Origin of the sequence: Lysinibacillus sp. RC46 (assembly GCF_041262385.1) — a bacterium.
Taxonomy (GTDB): Bacteria; Bacillota; Bacilli; order Bacillales_A; family Planococcaceae; genus Lysinibacillus.
In genome coordinates, this window is sequence record NZ_JBGCCF010000034.1 from 1 (window position 1) to 19,420 (window position 19,420).

A 19,420-nucleotide genomic window follows, 5' to 3' on the forward strand; every position below is an offset into this window, starting at 1 on the left:
CAGGATCAAACTCTCCATAAAAAGAAATTTGATTAGCTCAAATTGTTTTGCTGGCATCATGTTTGATGTCCAAAATTTTGTTTCGTTCACTAACTTGAGGTTAGCTACTAAAAACTTTATTGATTACGTTTTGCTTGTTCAGTTTTCAAGGTTCATTTCGTTACTGTTTTTCTAACAGCAACTCTTATATAATATCATGTCACGAACTCAATGTCAACAACTAATTTATTTAACTTAATTGTTTTTCAGTAGATGTCTTAGCGACTTTTATAATATTACACTCTTAATCTAAGATGGTCAATACTTTTTCTAAAAAAAATTGATAGTTTCTTATTTCACCGAGAAACTTCCTATTATAGTGTTTAAGAAATAAATTAATATTAGACTCATTAATTTAATGTTATATTGTTATCTAACATATCATTTCTTCATAAAAAATTAAACAAAAAGAGCCTGAGACAAAAAAAGATGACTCCAAGCATCGAAGTCATCTAAATGCCACATAGTACGGCAATCCCTTTTTATTAAACTATCTACTTTATAAGGTTCACTCATGTTTGATACACACTTTAGTAGCTTTCAAAACTTCACTAGATTTATTCGTTGGTCGGTACATCCTGAAGCATCCACGTGATCGTTCCTTCAAAAGCATCAGCTCTTGCCTTTCCAGCTGGCACTTCTAGATAAAGTCCGTCTCCATCTTCACTCCATGTATTAGAAATATCGACTGTTCGGCGCCCGTCTGTTGTTTCCTTTGTATAGATTTCCGCTGAGATATCTTCAGTAAGGTATGAATCTTTCTTACCATAACGGTAACGTAAACCATCTAATCTAGCACCACCTGGCTTCGTCCCTATTAACGGCTTAGCAAGTTTAGCCATCACCGTCCATTTCGAAGATAGCGTACGAGTATCTTTTACAGCTAAAGGCATATCGAGCTTAATTGGATAATACTTTTTAGTTCGTGGTGAAATCACTAGCTTTTCTCCAAAGTCGATAACTTTAGGTGCAGAATCGAACTTCAACACGGCAGCAATTTCAGTTCTCACTTCATTTGATGTCCCTTTGAATTCTTCTTTAGTACTATATTTTCCAGATACTGTCGCCTGACCTGTAATCGTTCCCGTTATAGCATCTTCTTTCACTGTAGCATTATACGTAACATATATTTTCTTAGAACGAACCAAGTCAGCATCAGCATTCAGACTTGCTTCAATTATTTTTTTAGATTCATTGAATGTGGCTGTACCAACTTTGTTTCCGTCCTCATCAATTACTTTTATGTCTTTGTCTGCTAGTGGTTCTAAATTCGTATTATATGTTTGGGTAATTTTAACTTGATCATATTTACCTTTATCATCCGAAATATACCTGGGATTTACTGAAATACTATAGCTTAACGTTTCTCCTGGTGCGACTACCTCTGCCTCTTTACCCCCTTCATCAAATACTTGTTCTGTAACTGTTAACGTTGGGCGAAGTTTTATCATTTCGATATTTGATTGCTTTTTATCTTCGTCCAGTACATAGACACTAATATTGTGATCTACTCCTTTTTTTACTTGATCCCTTGGAATCGTATACGCCCAGTTAGTGACACTGCCTGGATTCGTATTTTTATACTCTCTTATTAGCTTAGCATCGCTACCATTTATCTTGTCGCTACTATCTATCTTATAGTAAAGATCAATTTTTTCGCTATCTGTAGCCGACCATGTTCCTGAAATATGATAATCACCATCATCTGTATATTTACCATCGTTATCTAATTCAATTATAGGCATAACATCTAATTTACTGGTTATTCCTATCTCAACATTCGCTTCTTTAATACGGTAAGGGTCTAGTCTTTCCGGCTCCCATCTCATAGCCCAACCCGGATGCTCTTGGTAAGCTCCCATTAAACCGCCAAACGAAGAATCAGGTGTACCCGGTGAATCCAATGTGGCATAATAAGAACCATCTTGATCGAATGGTCTTTCGGTTGGGAAATTACTTGCTTTTAATGCAACTGGATTATTTGCATAGCCACTACGGTAGAAATAAAGATAAAAAGGTTTTTTGTCAGCCATAGTTGTTCCACTTTCTTGGAAAAAAACACCTTTATAATTTCCTAACGAGTACATTTTACTTTGCTTGTGTTGTCCAACAATATCCATGTGGACAGAATAAGCAATATTTGTAAAGGCATGTTGATCGCTTAGTTTTAAATATTTCATACTTACATTTACACGACCTTTAGCACTTACCGAACTCATTTTAATTTTTATAAAGCCATCTACGTATTCACCATTAAGAACAGCCCCATAACCAATCAATTCTTGTGTCGTTTCATTTTTAAAAAGTTTTAACAGAGGCATAACCGTAGATTGATATTTTGCTGTATCATCTGCACTATCCCCATGAGCAATCGTGACTCCAGTCCCAGAGAGTATATTCGAAGCTCTCCCCTTTTCATAATTGTACGATACGATACTATAAGCACAGTAAGCGCAGGAGTTTTCTAAAGCTGTAATCATTTGGAAATTTTGCGCCATTATAAACATACGCTCACTAGCCAAAAATCGACTGTCCACTACTTGTTGAAGTGTGTTATCCATAGTAGGTAGTGGGCGGTTCCAGTCATCATTGTGTTTGTAATAAGAGGACAGATCCCATAACGAACTTACATACCGTTTTTCAGAGTCAATATCTCCGAAATACATGTAATAATCTCTGTAATTCGGGTCTTTTGTTTTGTATTTAAGCCCCTGGTTTATTTTCATTTGTGTAAATCCATCTAATTCATTCGGAGAATCTAACATCGAAAAATCAATCTCGCCAATCTTACCAACTTCACTTATTTTCATTCGCGTATGCAGATTAGTAGAATTAATTAAAATTTTCGTTTCAACTGATGTCTTATTGATTTCATCACCCGTACTATATTTTCCGGATGCTGTCGTCTGACTTATAATATATTCATTTTCCATATCTTTTTTCACTTTAGCGTTATACGTAATGTTTATCTTCGTAGAACGTGGCAAGTTTTCATCAAGCGTTATTTCAATTTCATTAGCGGAGTCTTTGTATGTGGCTGTACCAACTTTTTTCCCCCCTGCATCTATTACTTTAAGATTTTCTGGCCGTTCTAAACTCGTTGCATATTTTTGAGTAATGCTGACTTGGCCATATGTGCCTCCAGCTTCTTCACTATAATTTGTTTCTACTGCAATTTTATAGTTTACAGTTCCTTCTGGTGCAACTCTCTCTGCCACTTCGCCATCTTTATCAAAAACTTGTTCTGTAATAGTAAATTGCGGGCTGATTTTTGTTGTTTTTTCGTCTGATACAAAACCAGACTCATTTTTTATATATACAGTAATCGTGTGATCTAAACCTTTTTTCATTTCATCTTTTAGAATCGTGTGCTCCCACTGAACATCAGTACCAGGATTTTTATTTTCATATTCTTCGATTTTCTTAGGTTCACCGCCATCAATCGTATAATAAAGAGTGACATGTTGACCTCTATCATCATTCCAAGTCCCTTTTATACGGTAACCAGCATCTGTATATTCTATATCATTATCTAATTTAACTTCTTGCTCAATAGTATGCTGATTACTGTCAGTTACCATAAGCTCGAGATTCACTTCTCTAACCTCGCCATATTTTTGTTCGTCAGTTGCCCATCTTAATGACCAGCCCGGATCCTGCGTAGAAGGATATTTTGCATTCTCACCAGGATCTTCACTACCAAGTGAACTCATTGTAGGGTAAAAGGCATCGCTGAACGGTTGGTGTGCCGGGTCATCATTTACTTTCAACTCAGCTGGATGATTCGCATAGCCATCACGGAAGAAATAAAGATAATATGGATGTTTGTCTTTACGATGTGCCCAATTAACATTCTCATCAACAACAAAATAAAACCCTTTATTATTTCCTAACGAATTTATAGGCGCCTTATAATTAGAGACGCTATAGAGGTTACCAATATCTGTACGAACATTATAAGCAAAATTAGTATATTTATATTTGTCGTTTAATTTTAAAAACTTCATGCTTATATTAACAAGCCCTTTGGATTCACTTACTGAACTCATTTTAATCTTTACATAGCCATCTAAAAAGTCTCCATTAATAACAGCTGCATAAGCTACCAATTCATGTGTAACTTCATTTTTATATAGTTTTAAAATTGGCATTTCTGTTGATTGGAACTCTGCCTTACCATTTTCATCATTTCCTTGGGCAATCACTAATCCATTACCTACCTGATTTTTCGAAGGTTTTCCGTTTTCATAATAATATGTTGCGGTACCATAATACTCAGAGTGAGGGAACAATGTCATAACTGCAAAATTTTGTGCATGAATATAGTTCTTACTTTGCATTAAAGCTTCAAGTGTTGTGTCCCTGCTAGGTAGCGGTCGCATCGCGTCATCACCAAAGGCAACATTGCCGTGTTCTAATGCATTACTAAACCGATCATTATTGTAATCTCCGAAAAGCATAAAATATTTTCTTCCACTGGACTTTTCTTTCGAGAACTCAAGCAAGCTATTTTTGTCCATTTCTTTAAATCCAACTACAGGATCATTTTTATCCAATGGTGAAAAATCAATATTGCCGATTTTACCAACGTCACTTATTTTAATTCGTGCATTAGTAATTAAAATTTTCGTTTTATCGGATGTCTCATTGGCTTCATCACCTGTACTATATTCCCCGGATGCTGTCGCCTGACTGATGATATATTCTTCCTCTTCCATATCTGTTTTCACTTTAGCGTTATACGTAATGTTTACCTTCGTAGAACGTGGCAGGTTAGCATCAAGAGTTGCTTTAATTACATTGGCAGATTCATTATATGAGGCTGTACCAACCTCTGTTCCTTCTTCATCTATTACTTTAAGGTCTGCTGGTTGTTCTAAACGTGTAGCATATTGTTGAGTAATGTTGACTTCACCATATGTGCCGGTATCTTCGTCGATATAATCGGTTTCTACTATAATTTTATAGCTGACTGTTTTTTCTGGTGCAACTTCCTCCACCTCATGGTCATCTTCATCAAATACTTGTTCTGTAATCGTTAATGCTGGGCGTATTTTTATTGTTTCTTCGTTTGATTTCGTACCAGACTCGTTTTCTGCATATATCGTAATGTCGTGATCTAAACCCTTTTTCACTTCATCATCTGGAATCGTGTACTCCCACGGAATAGTTGGATCAGTGTCTGTGTTTTCAAATTCCGCGATTTTCTTCTCATCATTATCATCAATCTTATAGTAAAGAATGGTAGGTTGACTGACTTTACTCAGTGTCCCCGTTATTCGGTAACCACCATCTGTATATTCTCCGCCATTGTCTAATGTAACTGTAAGGTTTTCTTCACTGGCTGATTCTTCTGGTTTCTCACAGTCCATTGCTAGTTCTTCTTCACACTCCACTGCTGGGTTTTCTTCATTGTTCGACTCAGTCTGTTCCTCACCTGTAGCTGGTGGCTCTTTATCACCGTTCGACTCAGTGTCTGTTTCATTTTCAGGTGCTGACTCTTCTTTATTTTCTGACTCGGTCTGTTCCCCGCCTGTAGCTGGCGGCTCTTCATTACTTTCTGACTCACTCTGTTCCCCACCTGTAGTTGGTGGCTCTTCTTTGTTTTCTGACTCAGTTTGTGCATTATTTTCAGGTGCTGACTCTTCTTTACTTTCTAACTCGATCTGTCCATCATCTTCTGTTACTGCATTTTCGGGGTCAAAAGATGTCTCTGCTTCAGATATAGTCAGCGTTGAAAAGATTAAGATAAAGGTCAACATCCAGACTACTATTTTCTTCATTTTCACACCCTCCCTCTATTAGAATCCTATTCAATACTAAATAGATTACTAGAATTAATTGATAAAAAAACAATTGTCAATCCCAAGTTCAAACATACGTTTTTTTATCAATTAATCATTCATTCCTTGCTGCTTTCCCTGTTTCTTCTTGCTATAAAATATATACACTAGTAGCCCTATTACTAGCATAATTAGTAACCCTACCATATACGCTAAATAATTCGGACCTTCAATCGATACATCCATTGCATTGAATTGCTTCGCTTCTTCTCCTTTGATGGCAAAATCCTTTTTGAATTCCCATGATTCTTTGCTCGACTTAGCCTTTATATGTAACGTATATTCTCCAGTTTTGAACTTTTCACCATCTAACGGAATAGGGTAATCTAAACTTGAATTTGGCGCCATTTGCATGTCTTGTTTTTTAGCTTGATAGAGTACTTCTGTTTTTCCTTTTTTCGTCACTTCCGCATCCACTTCGAAACGATTTATATACGTAGCCGTAGGATTTTGAAGTGTAGCATTTATGACATTACGTGCATTCAATTGCCCAGCCTCAACTTCATGTAATTTCAAATCCTGCGCTACTACTTCATCTGTCTCTTGTAGCGTAATGCCTACTACATAAGCATATTTATTTTCAATACTTAAACCTTTATTGTTTTCTTCTTTTTTTGATGTTGTTTCCTTCTCTTCTAACGTAATACCGCCTGCTAAAATTCCATCAAATTCCTCTTCAGGCATCGTTACATTTAAGTGCAAATCTTTACTCCCATTAGCCGGAACTGTAATCTCCTTATCTGTTTTTATTAAATCTCCCATCTCATACAATAATGAAGAATCACGTTCAGTTTTTGTAGATCCATACTCTACAACACCATTGAGATTTGTTGTAGCTGTATTAATTTTAGGCTCAATCACGACATCCTCTGATGTATCGTTTCTTAAACGAATCGTTAATGTTTGCTTTTGATTAGGTTCCATTTTCAAATTAAAATACGTTTTTTCTTTATCAATTTGATTTTCCGGAATAACAGTATGTACACCAAAATTAAATTCAGATGCAGAAGCGAATGGTGCAAACCATACTAGGCCTACCATTACTATTCCAACTAAGGTCAACAACATATTTTTTCTCATAAATTCAACCTTCCTCATTACATAATTACTTAGGTGGGACACTGTAGAAAACTACAGTGTCTCATCCCTATTCTTTACTTATTCGTCGCCTTCGCCTTCATTACCAGTTGGTACGTTTTTTAATGTCCATATTAATTTTGTAGAATAGTTGTCAGCATATTTTGTTGTACTACCAGGCACCTCTAGCGTGATACTTTCTGCAGCTGTGTTGTTATCACCAAATACAAAAGCGAAAGTACCGGCACCTTCTTCATCACCAGCAACCATTATATTTTGAGCCACGCCTTTTCCATCTCCGTCAAATCCCAAAGTAAATTCTCCGTATGGAGTTGGTTCTCCAGATTCAGAAACCGTTACTACATGACCATTTTTAAAAGAAATTGCAGCTCCAGTTAACACTTTACCAGTTTCTTTGCCCTTAAATTGACCATCTTGCGTTAGCGTTAATATCCAACCTGTTCCTACTCCACGGTTATCTGTCACTTGAACATAGTTTGGACCCGGACCGCGATCGGTAAACTCTTGTGGTTTTACTTTATAAGTTTTAGTTGTAGATGTAATTTGTTGCTCACCAAAGCGCAAACTAGATGCAAAGTCAATACCTAATGGACCCTTCGTTCCTGGATCCGGCTTACCACCTGGATTTGTTGGATCTGTTGGATCAACTGGTGGATTTGTTGGATCTGTTGGATCAATTGGTTTTTCTGGGTCCGTTTCCCCGCCACCTTCACCAGTCGGTTGGAATTGAATAACTGCATTAGAGTTATAAGATTTTTCTTCTGCAAAGGCAGATGTGCTCCCTGCGAATACGCAGCCTGTTACCATAGCTGTAATACCTAACATTTTCAAATCGATTTTCTTCATCATTTTGACCACCTTTAATAGTTTAGTTACTCGGAATATCAGATAACTTCCAAGTTAATTTTGTACTGTATGTAACAGTATCCGTTGGCGTTTCTCCCGGAATAGTAAGGGAAATCGCTTTTGTTTTTTGAATTTTCTGACCAGAATCACCAGTCATCTCCTCAACTGTTCCCCAGCTCTTCACCCAAAGTCCAGCCCCCGCAAGCGGCTTCGCGGCCATTACAAGCGACTCTGCTCCATTCGGATCCAATGTAATTACTTCAGCATTTATTGGTGATGGCGCGTCTGATACACCTTCAACAGTTGGGTCAGCAAATTGGATTTGCGAACCCGTTAATTCCTTATGCTGTGCGCTAGCATTAGAAAATTGACCCTCTTGTTTAATCGTCAACGTCCACCCCGAATTTGTTCCACGATTATCTGAGATTTGAACATAGTTCGGTACATATTTACTTCCCTCACTAGTATGCAGTTCCTGTGCATTGGCATAGTACGTCACACCTTGCTCCGTATTAGCAATTTCACTAACACCAAAATCAAGGTTTGACACATGGTCCAAGCTTAAGGGACTGCCCGTCCCAAGGTTTGGATCTTGTGGATTTGTCGGATCTACTGAATCTACTGAATTTGCTAGATTCCCCGGGTCTTGATTAGTTGGTTTTACTGGCTTTACCGGTTTCCCTAGGTCTGAATCAGTTGGTTTTACTGGTTTTACTGGTTTTACTGGTTTTACCGGTTTTCCTGGGTCTGGATCAGTTGGATCTACCGGAACTTGCGGATCTGTAGCCGGAATAAATTTCACCACTGCCTTCGATTCAAAAACATCACCTTTGCCATCTGCTAAAGTAAATAGTGGCGAAATGGCCATCCCACTTAGTACCGCGGCAATTGCTGCAACTTGTATTGTTTTTTTCTTCGTAGGTGAATTCTCCTTTCATAATTATTTTTTATATTTACGTATCAACTAAAATGCTGACACGATAAATAACACTTCATGGATTACTTTTAAAAGTAGAATTAAATAAAACCATTTTTTAACCTATTTGTAATATTATTACATTTAATAGACAGAAAAGGACATACTTCCATAGGCCAAATCATCCTCTCATTTCATTGCTTTTTATTAATATTTACGTATCAGACAAAATGCTGCTACGGTAAATAACACTCTTTGAAATTACTATTCTTTAATAAGATGCGTCTCCCAATTGCGGATTTTTTCTAGGTCCCTAGACTTTTCCTAAAAACTATCTTCCTATTACTTTGATAATTTTACGATTCAGCATTAAATGAAAAGAGATACTTAGAAACATCATTACAATTACCGCAAATACAAGTTTATTTACTTTTTACACTTAACCTATACCTCTAACTGAACACCTTTAAACATATTTTTTCTCTTTTAAGTCTTTTTTAGCTTTTCATCACTTGCATTTTCAGATTGTATAGCATTTTACAAAAGAATAAAAATCAACTTTTGTTGCTTTTCTAACAAAATTTGATAATAGTGAATTTAAATTTACTATTCGGTATTAAATGAAAAGCATCTCTACTATAACTACAAATACAAGTTTATTTACTTTTTACACTTATCCTATACCTTTAACTGAACATCTATAAACATATTTTTCTTTTTTAAGTCTTTTTTTACTTTTCATCTCTTGCAGTTTCCGATTGTATAGCATTTTATAAAAGAATGAAAATCAACTTTTGTAGCTTTTCTAACAAAATCTGATAATAGTGAATTTGAAACTACTGATTTTTTAAAATTCGCACCCGATTTCCAAAGAGTATTGTTGAAAACTATTAGCGCTATTTGGATTTTGTGTCTGACAGGATCCTAGAGTTAGTGATGGTACCACTTCTGCCTAACTTGCAACAGTCGAATATCAAGGACCATTTTCCAACTTTTCGTGTGAAATTATTCCATTTCCAAAGGCAAAAAAAGAAAAAGGACATCCTTTTATCGGACATCCTTTTATCTTAAAGATTATGCTTATTAAGGGTAAAACCTTCTGGGGAAAGATGCAAATCAACTTTTGTTCACTTTTGAACAAACTTTGATAAACTTCTTATTTGAATCCGTTATAAATTTTTTTCAACCTTATATTATGGGGGCGAATGATGTTTTCTTGGAGTTTCCTTCGAAAGAAGACTTACCCACCCTTTTATGCTGTTCGTCTTCTCCATCTGAAAATTCTCCACATCCTTATCGCCGGTGTTTGGACTTCATTTCTAAACACAAAAAAATGAGGAGCGATGCTTCAAGCACACTCCTCACTCTTCACTTATTGTTTTACATAATAGTCTATTTGTTGAGCCTTCATAAAGCCGGCCTTCTCATAAACAGAAAGCGCCTTTCGATTGTCAATTTCTACATCGAGCATGACGAATTTGACTCCAATTTTGCTCGCATAATCTTTGGAAAATGACAGCATCGCAGTACCAATCCCTTGCCCCTCACAGTTTGGATGAACTGCCAATGCCGTTACCCATTGAATTTCATTTTCCTGGGCAGTCGTTACTGTTCCAACAATTTCGCCATCTTTACGCGCTACCCATAGCTTTCGTCCATTCGTTGAAGTATTAAAAGCGATTAGCTCCTCAGATTCTTCAGGTAGGTCTCCAAACGCTGCACTATAAATAGCAATCAGCTCTGCCTGTTCATCTGTATAAGGAATGATTTCGATATCATTCTTTAATTCTACTGACTCTGCTCTTGTTTCTAAAGTGGCCTCTGAAAAGCTATATGTAAAGCCTTTCTTTTCAATAAACTTGTGTCCACAAGGTGAGCCATCTATCACTACCGCCAATTGACCTTCTGCCCCACGATCTTCGAGGCCGGCCAGTAAAGCTTCTACTAAAGCAGTTCCAATTCCATTTTGACGGTACTTAGGTGTTACAACTAAAGACCATTCATATGTATGCAGCCCCATTAAATCTATTGCACTAGCTGCACCAACTAATACATCTTTGTCATCTTCATATGCAAGTACCATAAAGCCCTTCGATTCAAAGGAACTCGCCATAGGCAAACCCATAGCAGTCTCATATACACGATAATCATGTGTGGTCGCTTCTTCACACAATATTTTTAATTCATTTAATGTTTCCCCATCTAACGGAAAAGACACTGTCATCACTGAAATATTCATCATTTACTCCGTTCTTGTATAGACTATTGCCCTATTGTAGCAAGAAAGAAAATACGCTGGCAACAAATTATACTAACCACTGCTAATCACTTCTAATTATTAACAATTTTACTCCAAATATAGTGAAATTAAAAGGTTTTATATGATTTTTGACGGTTATAGACTGAAAATTACTAGAACAAGGTATGTATTTCTATACAACCACATTCATTTGTAAGCCCTATTTCCACTACGGATGAGCGTCGAGTTGCTCCCTTACCCAAAAGAATTATTTCCACTTAGCTGTTTGTACTCAATTATACCATTTATACTAATAAATTACATTTAAATTATAGGATAAAAGTCAATACTTCAACTAAAAAAGAGCAATTCCAAAATTTCAAAATCACTCTTTTTTATACTGGATGAATGAGATTTATACTTACATCGTTACTTTCACCCTACTCATCAAGATGATGAGATGAAGATTGTAACATCTGCGCATAGATGCCACCGGATTCCATTAATTTTTGTTGAGGACCTGCTTCAACTAACTCACCTTTGTGCATAACAAGCACAATATCGGCATTGTGCACTGTATTTAAACGGTGAGCAATAACAAAGCTAGTGCGTCCTTGCATTAACACATCTAGAGCCTCTTGAATCGCAAGCTCCGTAACAGTATCAATACTACTTGTCGCCTCATCCAACAACAATATTTTCGGATCAGCAATAAATGCTCTTGCTATTGACAATAACTGCTTTTGACCTTGCGAAATCCCACTGCCATCTGCGGCAAGTACAGTGTCATAGCCATCCTTTAGCGTCATAATAAAGTCATGTGCATTCGCACGCTTCGCCGCTTCCTCTATCTCTTCATCGCTAGCATCTAATCGACCATAACGGATATTTTCACGTACAGATGCTTCAAACAAAAACGGATCCTGTAATACAAAGGCCATTTGCGAGCGCAATGCTTGTCGTTCTATTTGCTGAACGTTTACACCATCAAATAAAACATCGCCCTTTGATACTTCATAAAATCTTGCAATAAGCTGCAAGATCGTTGTTTTTCCTGCTCCAGTAGCCCCAACAAGAGCTACCGTTTGTCCGGGCTCCACGTTAAAATTAATGTCCTTCAAAATGTAAGCTTCCTCTGCTTGCTCATATTTAAAGTACACATGTTGAAAGCTCACTTGCCCTAATAGCTTATGCTTTTGTGCGGAAGCAACTTCCTCCTCAGGCTGTTCATCCAGTAACGCAAATACACGCTCAGCACCAGCAATCGCAGACAGTACGGTATTAAATTGATTGGCCAAATCATTTAAAGGTCGTGTAAATTGCCTTGCGTATTCTGTAAAAATAACAATTACGCCAATTGATACATGCCCGTAAAAAGCAAGTACACCGCCAATACCAGCTACAATTGTAAAACTCATATTGTTTAAAAAGTTCATGACCTTTGGGATATACCCAGAGTATGTTTGTGCCCAAAAGCCAGTACTTTTTAAGCGTAAACTTTTTTCGCGGAATTCCGCTTTCATACGTTCTTCTTGTGAGAAAGCTTTGACAATTCTCTGACCCGAAATTGTTTCTTCAATCATGCCATTCAGAGCTCCTATGGCCGCTTGCTGTTCTTTAAACAAAGGTGCCGTTCTCCGTGTGATCCAACGCATTGCCCAAAACATAATCGGTATAATGGTCATCGTTAATACCGTTAGTAAAGGGCTTAAACTTAGCATGATAATCACCGTTCCCGTAAGCGTTATTACACTAGAAAACACTTGGATAAAGGAGCTATTTAATGTTGAGCTAACTGCTTCAATATCATTCGTCATCCGACTCATTAATTCTCCATGCTGACGACGATCAAAAAAAGCAATCGGCAGCCTTTGGAAATGAGCAAATACACTCGTTCGTAATCTATAAATGGTTTGTTGGGCAACACCAATCATCCAATAGTTTTGCAAAAATAATGATACTGCTAAAAGAGCATAAATGCCGATTAACAGCATAATCCCCTTCTCAAGTCCTGCAAGTTCTCCATGCGTTACGTACATGTCAATCATTTTACCGATTAAATACGGCCCAAGAAGAGAGAAAATGGAACTCGCCAAGACAAGTAACAGCACAATAATTAGTAGTACACGTTGTTCATCGACTATTTTCCATAAACGTAGTAGTGTGCTTTTCCAATCTGTCGCGCGAGGTCCCTTCTTTTTCTTAACAACTTGCTTCACATCATCTTTCGTCAAAATCGGCTCATAGCCAAAAGGCTTTTGGAAAAATCCCATTATTCCTCCACCTCCTGTTGAGAGATTGCGATTTTTTTATAAAGCACTGACGTTTGTAAAAGCTCTTCATGCGTCCCGTATGCGACCACTTTCCCTGCATCAATGAGTAATATGCGATCTGCACCTTTAGCTGTCCGAATTTTTTGAGTGACTACTAGCATCGTTGCTTGTTCCTCACTCAAAGCTTCCCATAATGCCTGCTCCGTTTTAACATCAAGTGCACTTGTACTATCATCAAGCATTAATATATGCCCTTTTCTTAATAACGCTCTTGCAATCGATAATCTTTGTTTTTGACCGCCTGAAAGATTGACACCCTTCTGACCGACTTTTGTTTCGTAGCCACTCGGGAAATCCTCCACAGAAGCATGGATTTGCGCTTGCATTGTAGCCTGTAGCACTGCATCCATTTCAGCCTCCGCATCACCCCAACGAATATTATCAGCAATGCTTCCTGTAAATAATAACGATTGTTGTGGAACATAGCCGATGATTTCACGCAGTTCTTGTAAATCCCATTGCTGTACATCTTTCCCCTCTACTACTATTGTGCCTTCTGTGACATCATAGAAACGTGGAATAAGCTGTAACAGCGTTGATTTCCCTGCACCTGTTGCCCCCATAATGGCAAGCTTTTCACCAGATGTCACTCGGAAGCTTACATCGGATAGTACAGGCGAGTCTTCCCCAGGATAAGTAAAGCTAACATGCTCAAAAGCTAATTCTCCAAAACTCAAATCTTTAGACGTTTTCTGTGAAGATGATGGTAGCTCAATCTCATTTTCAGTTGAAAGAACTTCTGCCATACGCTCAGCAGAGGCTTTGGCACGCGCGTAAAAAATAATAATAAAAGCAAACATCGAAAACGAGCCTGTCATACGCATTGCATAATTGACAATGGCAACTACATCTCCAAGAGGTGTTGTACCTGAAGCTATTTGTTTTGTCCCAAACCACAATACTGCAAGTAGACTCATATTCATAATGAATAACAGCACAGGCATAATATACTCCATTGTGCGTAGAGCCTTTACAGTATCTATTTTTAAGCGTGAGGCAACTTCATCAAACCGAGAAGCTTCATATGCACCGCGTAAGTATGCTTTCACCAATCGAATAGCCTGTAAATTTTCCTGTAGTACACGATTCAAACGATCCATTCTTTTTTGCACAAGTCCAAAATAAGACACGCCTTTTGTCACCATAAATATAAGAAAAATCAAAATAATCGGTGCGCCAATCACTAAAAACAACGCTAATTTTGCATTGACAACAAAGGCCATAACGATGCTACCGACAACGGCAAGTGGTGCACGAAGCATAATACGCAAACTCATAAACAACACCGTCTGAACTTGTGTCACATCATTCGTTAACCTTGTAATAAGAGAAGCTGTTGAGAATTTTTGATAAGTGGTTAATGTAAAGGATTGTATTTTTTCAAACAATGCATTTCGTAAATCATAGGAGAAACTCTGTGCAGTATGCGATGAAAAATACGAATTAACGACACCGGCTATAAAGGCTACGAAAGATAAGCCAAGTAAAACAATACCCCATTGCCAAATCATCCCTTGGTTTTGAGCTCGTACTCCATCATCTATGATTTTAGCCATGATCAGTGGCTGAGCGAGCTCCACAAACAATTCCAACAGCATTAAACAAAACGCGATAAATGCGGTCCATTTATATGGCTTTACATAGGAAAAAATTTCTTTCACATTCTTCCCCCTTGCTCTTCGCAAAGAAGTTCCATAAATTTCAAACATAGTAAAGAACTCCTGTGCAGATAGTATTTTTATGCTTTTCCTCTACCTACAGAAAGCCATGTTACACAAACAAGCATAACTAATTGCCAAAAATCTAACGATGTACCAAACACGATAACTGAAATAACCATCGCTGTTAGCAATACTTGTCTCAACTTAAAAATAGCACAAAAACCACTGATTTGACTCCAATTGCAACAATTAGTCTCTAATGTAAATCCCCTATCAGCATTCCCCATCCGACAACAAGTAGTACGCTCCATTCTTTCACCATACGTGCAGGGTACAATGTGAGAAGGCAAAAGTAAAACCAACCGCTACTCCCGCAATAGGGCTTTACTACTGACTAACAAAAAATCAAATGAAGCGTTCGTTAGTAGGAGTCAAAGACCCATAAGTGTACCAATAATCCCTATCACTTGATATTTCGATGGCCATTTCTTTAAACTAAGAGAGACATAGGCAACTACAAATAACTGCAATAAGGTAAACCCACTGAAGATCAATATGTAAGTACTACTGCGAGCGATCAACGAATTGTTAACATAAAGGAGACTGTCAATAGCTTACGGTTAAGCAACTACTCCACAAAAGTCAGTTGCTCCCCATAAAATCGCAACCAAGACAATAATTACTATTTTTTATCCATTTCATACACTTCTAGCTTCCTATATATATACTAAAAAATGTTATTTTTCTTCAAATCTTTCCATGTTTTTCGTTAAAAAAGTCCCTATTTTTTTTATTATCAAATATTTACAATCATATTCATAATGACTAATTCCCGATAATTAACTATAATAATAGTATATATAGATTACTCAAGGAGATCGAATAATCATGAGTCATATGCATAAATCATTTACGATCGATGAACATTATTTAAATTCACTTCCTTTTCCTGCTATTGTCATGAATCAAGATGGACAAGTTATAAATTTGGGAGAGCTTGCTGAACAGCTATTTGATTTTTCAGTTACTACTATTAAAGAACATACTACTTCATTCATTCATGAAAATTTACTACGTCAGCTTTCATTAGAAACCTTTCAAGCCATTTTGCAGAATAATGACAGCACGTATATTAATCAAATTCAATTAAAAACGTATACAAATGAAGAAATTACAACAGCGCTACTAGCTAAACCATTTACTGAACAAGGAGAGCATTTCGTTCTTATGATGTTCATGCTACCAGAGTTAATGATTAATTCTGTCTCAAGTAGCAGCACTCTCGTAGACTTAAAACAAGGATTAGACTCGACATTTATGACAGTAACACTTGATCATGATGGGTTCATTTTAGAATGTAATAATGAATTTCTAAAAACGAGTCAATGGACACCAAAACGCGTGATTGGCAAAACACTTTGGCAGCTATTCCCTGAAAATAAAGAAAGTGAAAAGATCACAAATACCATCTGGCGGAATTTAAACAATGGCCAAACGTGGCAAGGTGAAGTCGAAAAAGTTACAAAAGCAGGTCAATCTTACTGGGTGCTACTAACGGCTATCCCAACATTTAATATTGAAACGAATGAGCAACAATTTTTTTTAATTGAAAAAGATATCACGAAGTCCAAGACAATACAACATCAGCTTGAAAAAATCGCTTATATCGATACAGAAACAGGTCTGATGAATGCGCATCGACTCGAAAAAGTGATTTCTAATATGATTGAGGATGAAAGAAACTTTTCTTTTGTCTATTTAAGTATTGATAAATTTTATACATTAAAAGAGTTACATGATCAGCAAATCGGTCAAAGTCTTATTGTAGAGTTTACAAATCGTATAAAAATGTACTTCCAAGATAGCACAATGGCACGTATTAACGAAAATGATTTTGTCGTTATTACACCATTAAGTGAATGGTTTATTCAAGGCTTCCTGTCTTACTTACAACAACATCCAATTTATAACAGTAATGTTGCTGTCCCTATTTCTATTAGTGGCGGAATTACACGTTATCCAGAGGATCAAACTACATTCTCCCAACTAATGAAGGCATCCATTGCTACTATTACAACTGTACGTGATGCAGGTGGCGATAAAGTCGTCTCACTATCCAAAGCAACACATAAAGCATTAAATCGTAAAGCTCTAATTGAAAAACGTTTACTTCAAGCTCTTGACCAAAAAAACCTAAAAGTTCTCTATCAGCCGCAAATTGATGTTAATACAGGTAAAATCACAGCTGTAGAAGCACTAGTTCGTTGGGAAGATGAAGTAATAGGCGTTGTCTCACCAGATGAGCTAATCCCAATTGCTGAGGAAACTGGTCTTATTAATAATATCGGTTCCTTTATGCTAGAAAAAGCTTGTGAACAGGCACTAATCTGGAAAAAAGCTGGTCTTGATTTAAAAGTATCCATTAACTCTTCTGTACGCGAATTCCGTGATAAAAACATGGCAAAGTCAATCCTTGGAACTTTGGCAAAAACCGGCTGTCCTGCAAGCCTTATTCAAATCGAAATTACTGAGAAATTTGCGTTAGAAGCAGAAGCTGCTACCTTTATCACACAGCAAATGCGTAAGCTTGAAAATGAAGGTATTGCCTTTATACTAGATGATTTCGGTACCGGATATGGTTCATTTAGATATATGCAAATTCTTCCAATAGATACATTGAAAATCGATAAAACATTTACAAGTTCTTTATTAAAATCTGAGAAAACCCAAAAGCTCATGAACGGTATGGTGCAACTCGGAAAATCTATGGAACTTAAAGTTGTCGCAGAAGGTGTCGAAACGGCTGAACAAGCGGATCTTTTAACTACTTATGGCTGTGATGCTATTCAAGGATACTATATTAGCAAACCGGTTCATGCAGAGGAAATTGAAGCATTACTAGTTAAATAGTTTATTTGAAAAAGGAGGTTACGTTTTAAACGTAACCTCCTTTTTTATATTTGTTCTATCCGCCGTGCTCATTCCTACATTTGATGTAGAACCTTATTTCTTATAGACCTTTTTGAATGTCGCTTTACTAGTACGTACAGAACGGAAAATAAGCTGTATTAGTACCTCTGCAAATACAAGTCCTATAACGATGGCACCTGTAATTAAAAATGCCTTTAATCCATACTGTAGCCCTTGTATATAATCATCCTCTACAATATTTCTCATTGCATTATAAGCCATACCTCCCGGAACTAACGGGATAATACCACCGACAATAAAAATAATCATTGGCATTTTGAAGCGCCGAGCATATAAATGAGAAACGATAGCAATTATGAAAGAACTAAAGAATGAGGCATATACTATATCCATGCCATGTTCTGTTAGGATGAAGTAAATCATCCAGCCTACTACCCCAACAAAACCACAATAAACTAGGTTTCTTCTAGGTACATTAAAAATAATTGCGATCCCTGCAGTCGCAAAAAAGCTAAGTATCAACTGTATGATATAGTCCATGTCATCTGCCTCCTAAAACGATAGAGTGACGGCAATAGCTGCACCGATTGCAAAAGCTGTTAAAAAGGCCTCTACGCCCTTTGCCATCCCTGACATAAAATGACCTGCTATTAAATCCCGAACTGCATTCGTAATCAAAATACCGGGTACTAGTGGCATAACGGAGCTAATAACAATTTTATCTATTTCCGTACCATGGCCATATTTCACTGAAAAGACAGCAATAGACCCTACTACTAATGAAGCTGTAAATTCTGCGAAAAATTTTACTTTTGTTAAATCATTTATCAATAAAAGCACTAGGAAGCCTAACCCCCCTGCTAAACAGGCAAAAAGGAAATCAGACCATCCTCCCTTAAACATTATAAGGAAACAACCACTCGCAAGAGCCGCTGATATGACTTGAATATATGTTGGTAAAAAATAATTTGTTTTTTGTATCGACTTTAGCTCGTCATAAGCTTCTTCTAATGTTATCATGTGAGATGTGAGTCTCCGAGATACTGAATTTACCAAGGCTATTTTTTGCAAATCTGTTAACCTGTTGGAAATTGATGTAATTCTCGTCGGCTGTGTCTTGCCTAACGAAAAGATGATCCCTGTAGGTGTAGCATAACATTGTGCATCTAGCATATTTTGAGAATGTGCCATGCGTAGCATTGTATCCTCCACACGGTATGTTTCTGCACCACTTTCAATCATAATTCGACCTGCAAGCAATAAGCAGTCAATCGTAAATTCATTATCCACTTCATGTAAAACCATTACAGTTATCTGCCTCCTTTAAAAGGTTCCTTGCCAATAGTATCGAACTGCAAATAAAAACTCAACTAAAAAATTTTTTAACTTTTAACCAAAGTACTTTGGCTTTCATATGCTGAAAATGGTAAGCTATTGAGTAATTTATTTATGAAGATGGGTTTCCCATAAATTGATAGCAAAACTTTATAGATTCGTATAACTTTTTCAAAGAC

The 19,420-nt window shown here is 36.9% G+C and carries 10 protein-coding genes and 1 pseudogene; 1 reads left to right on the forward strand and 10 read right to left on the reverse strand.

Translation table 11 applies throughout. The annotated features are described in order from the left end of the window. Positions 1-596: 596 nt before the first annotated feature. The 8 genes and pseudogenes from ABH966_RS22575 to ABH966_RS22610 all read right to left on the reverse strand — a co-directional run. The gene (locus tag ABH966_RS22575; RefSeq protein WP_370082376.1) at positions 597-5,822 is read right to left on the reverse strand and encodes a hypothetical protein; all 5,226 of its coding nucleotides are present in this window, start codon (positions 5,820-5,822) and stop codon (positions 597-599) included. Between the two features lie 111 nt (positions 5,823-5,933). Beyond that, the gene (locus ABH966_RS22580) at positions 5,934-6,962 is read right to left on the reverse strand and encodes a WxLIP family cell surface protein (RefSeq protein ID WP_370082378.1); all 1,029 of its coding nucleotides are present in this window, start codon (positions 6,960-6,962) and stop codon (positions 5,934-5,936) included. Between the two features lie 78 nt (positions 6,963-7,040). Then, positions 7,041-7,826 (reverse strand): WxL domain-containing protein, encoded by a 786-nt coding sequence (locus tag ABH966_RS22585; protein WP_370082380.1) that lies wholly within the window; start codon positions 7,824-7,826, stop codon positions 7,041-7,043. A gap of 22 nt (positions 7,827-7,848) precedes the next feature. Then, positions 7,849-8,694: a WxL domain-containing protein gene (locus tag ABH966_RS22590; RefSeq protein WP_370082382.1), complete on the reverse strand. Its 846-nt coding sequence runs from the start codon at positions 8,692-8,694 to the stop codon at positions 7,849-7,851. A 1,420-nt stretch (positions 8,695-10,114) separates the two neighbouring features. Next, a complete protein-coding gene (locus tag ABH966_RS22595) occupies positions 10,115-10,981 on the reverse strand; it encodes a GNAT family N-acetyltransferase (RefSeq protein ID WP_370082384.1) in 867 nt (288 codons plus the stop codon). 440 nt (positions 10,982-11,421) lie between these two features. Continuing rightward, positions 11,422-13,254, reverse strand: a complete 1,833-nt coding sequence (locus ABH966_RS22600) for an ABC transporter ATP-binding protein (protein WP_370082386.1) — start codon at positions 13,252-13,254, stop codon at positions 11,422-11,424. After that, positions 13,254-14,975: an ABC transporter ATP-binding protein gene (locus tag ABH966_RS22605; RefSeq protein WP_370082388.1), complete on the reverse strand. Its 1,722-nt coding sequence runs from the start codon at positions 14,973-14,975 to the stop codon at positions 13,254-13,256. The genes ABH966_RS22600 and ABH966_RS22605 overlap by 1 nt, the downstream gene beginning before the upstream one ends. Positions 14,976-15,052: 77 nt before the next feature. Further along, positions 15,053-15,499: pseudogene (locus ABH966_RS22610) on the reverse strand (DMT family transporter); the annotation flags it as partial. A 364-nt stretch (positions 15,500-15,863) separates the two neighbouring features. Here ABH966_RS22610 and ABH966_RS22615 point away from each other — a divergent pair. Then, entirely contained in the window at positions 15,864-17,885 is a 2,022-nt protein-coding gene (locus ABH966_RS22615; RefSeq protein WP_370082390.1) for an EAL domain-containing protein, read from the forward strand. Positions 17,886-17,978: 93 nt separating this feature from the next. On the opposite strand, the gene ABH966_RS22620 is transcribed toward ABH966_RS22615, so the two are convergent. Together ABH966_RS22620 and ABH966_RS22625 are read right to left on the reverse strand one after the other, a co-directional pair. Further along, positions 17,979-18,446, reverse strand: a complete 468-nt coding sequence (locus tag ABH966_RS22620; RefSeq protein ID WP_370082392.1) for a threonine/serine exporter family protein — start codon at positions 18,444-18,446, stop codon at positions 17,979-17,981. Positions 18,447-18,458: 12 nt separating this feature from the next. After that, positions 18,459-19,211 carry a threonine/serine exporter family protein gene (locus tag ABH966_RS22625; protein ID WP_370082394.1) on the reverse strand — a complete coding sequence of 251 codons (753 nt, stop codon included), beginning with the start codon at positions 19,209-19,211 and terminating at the stop codon, positions 18,459-18,461. Between the last annotated feature and the right edge of the window lie 209 nt (positions 19,212-19,420).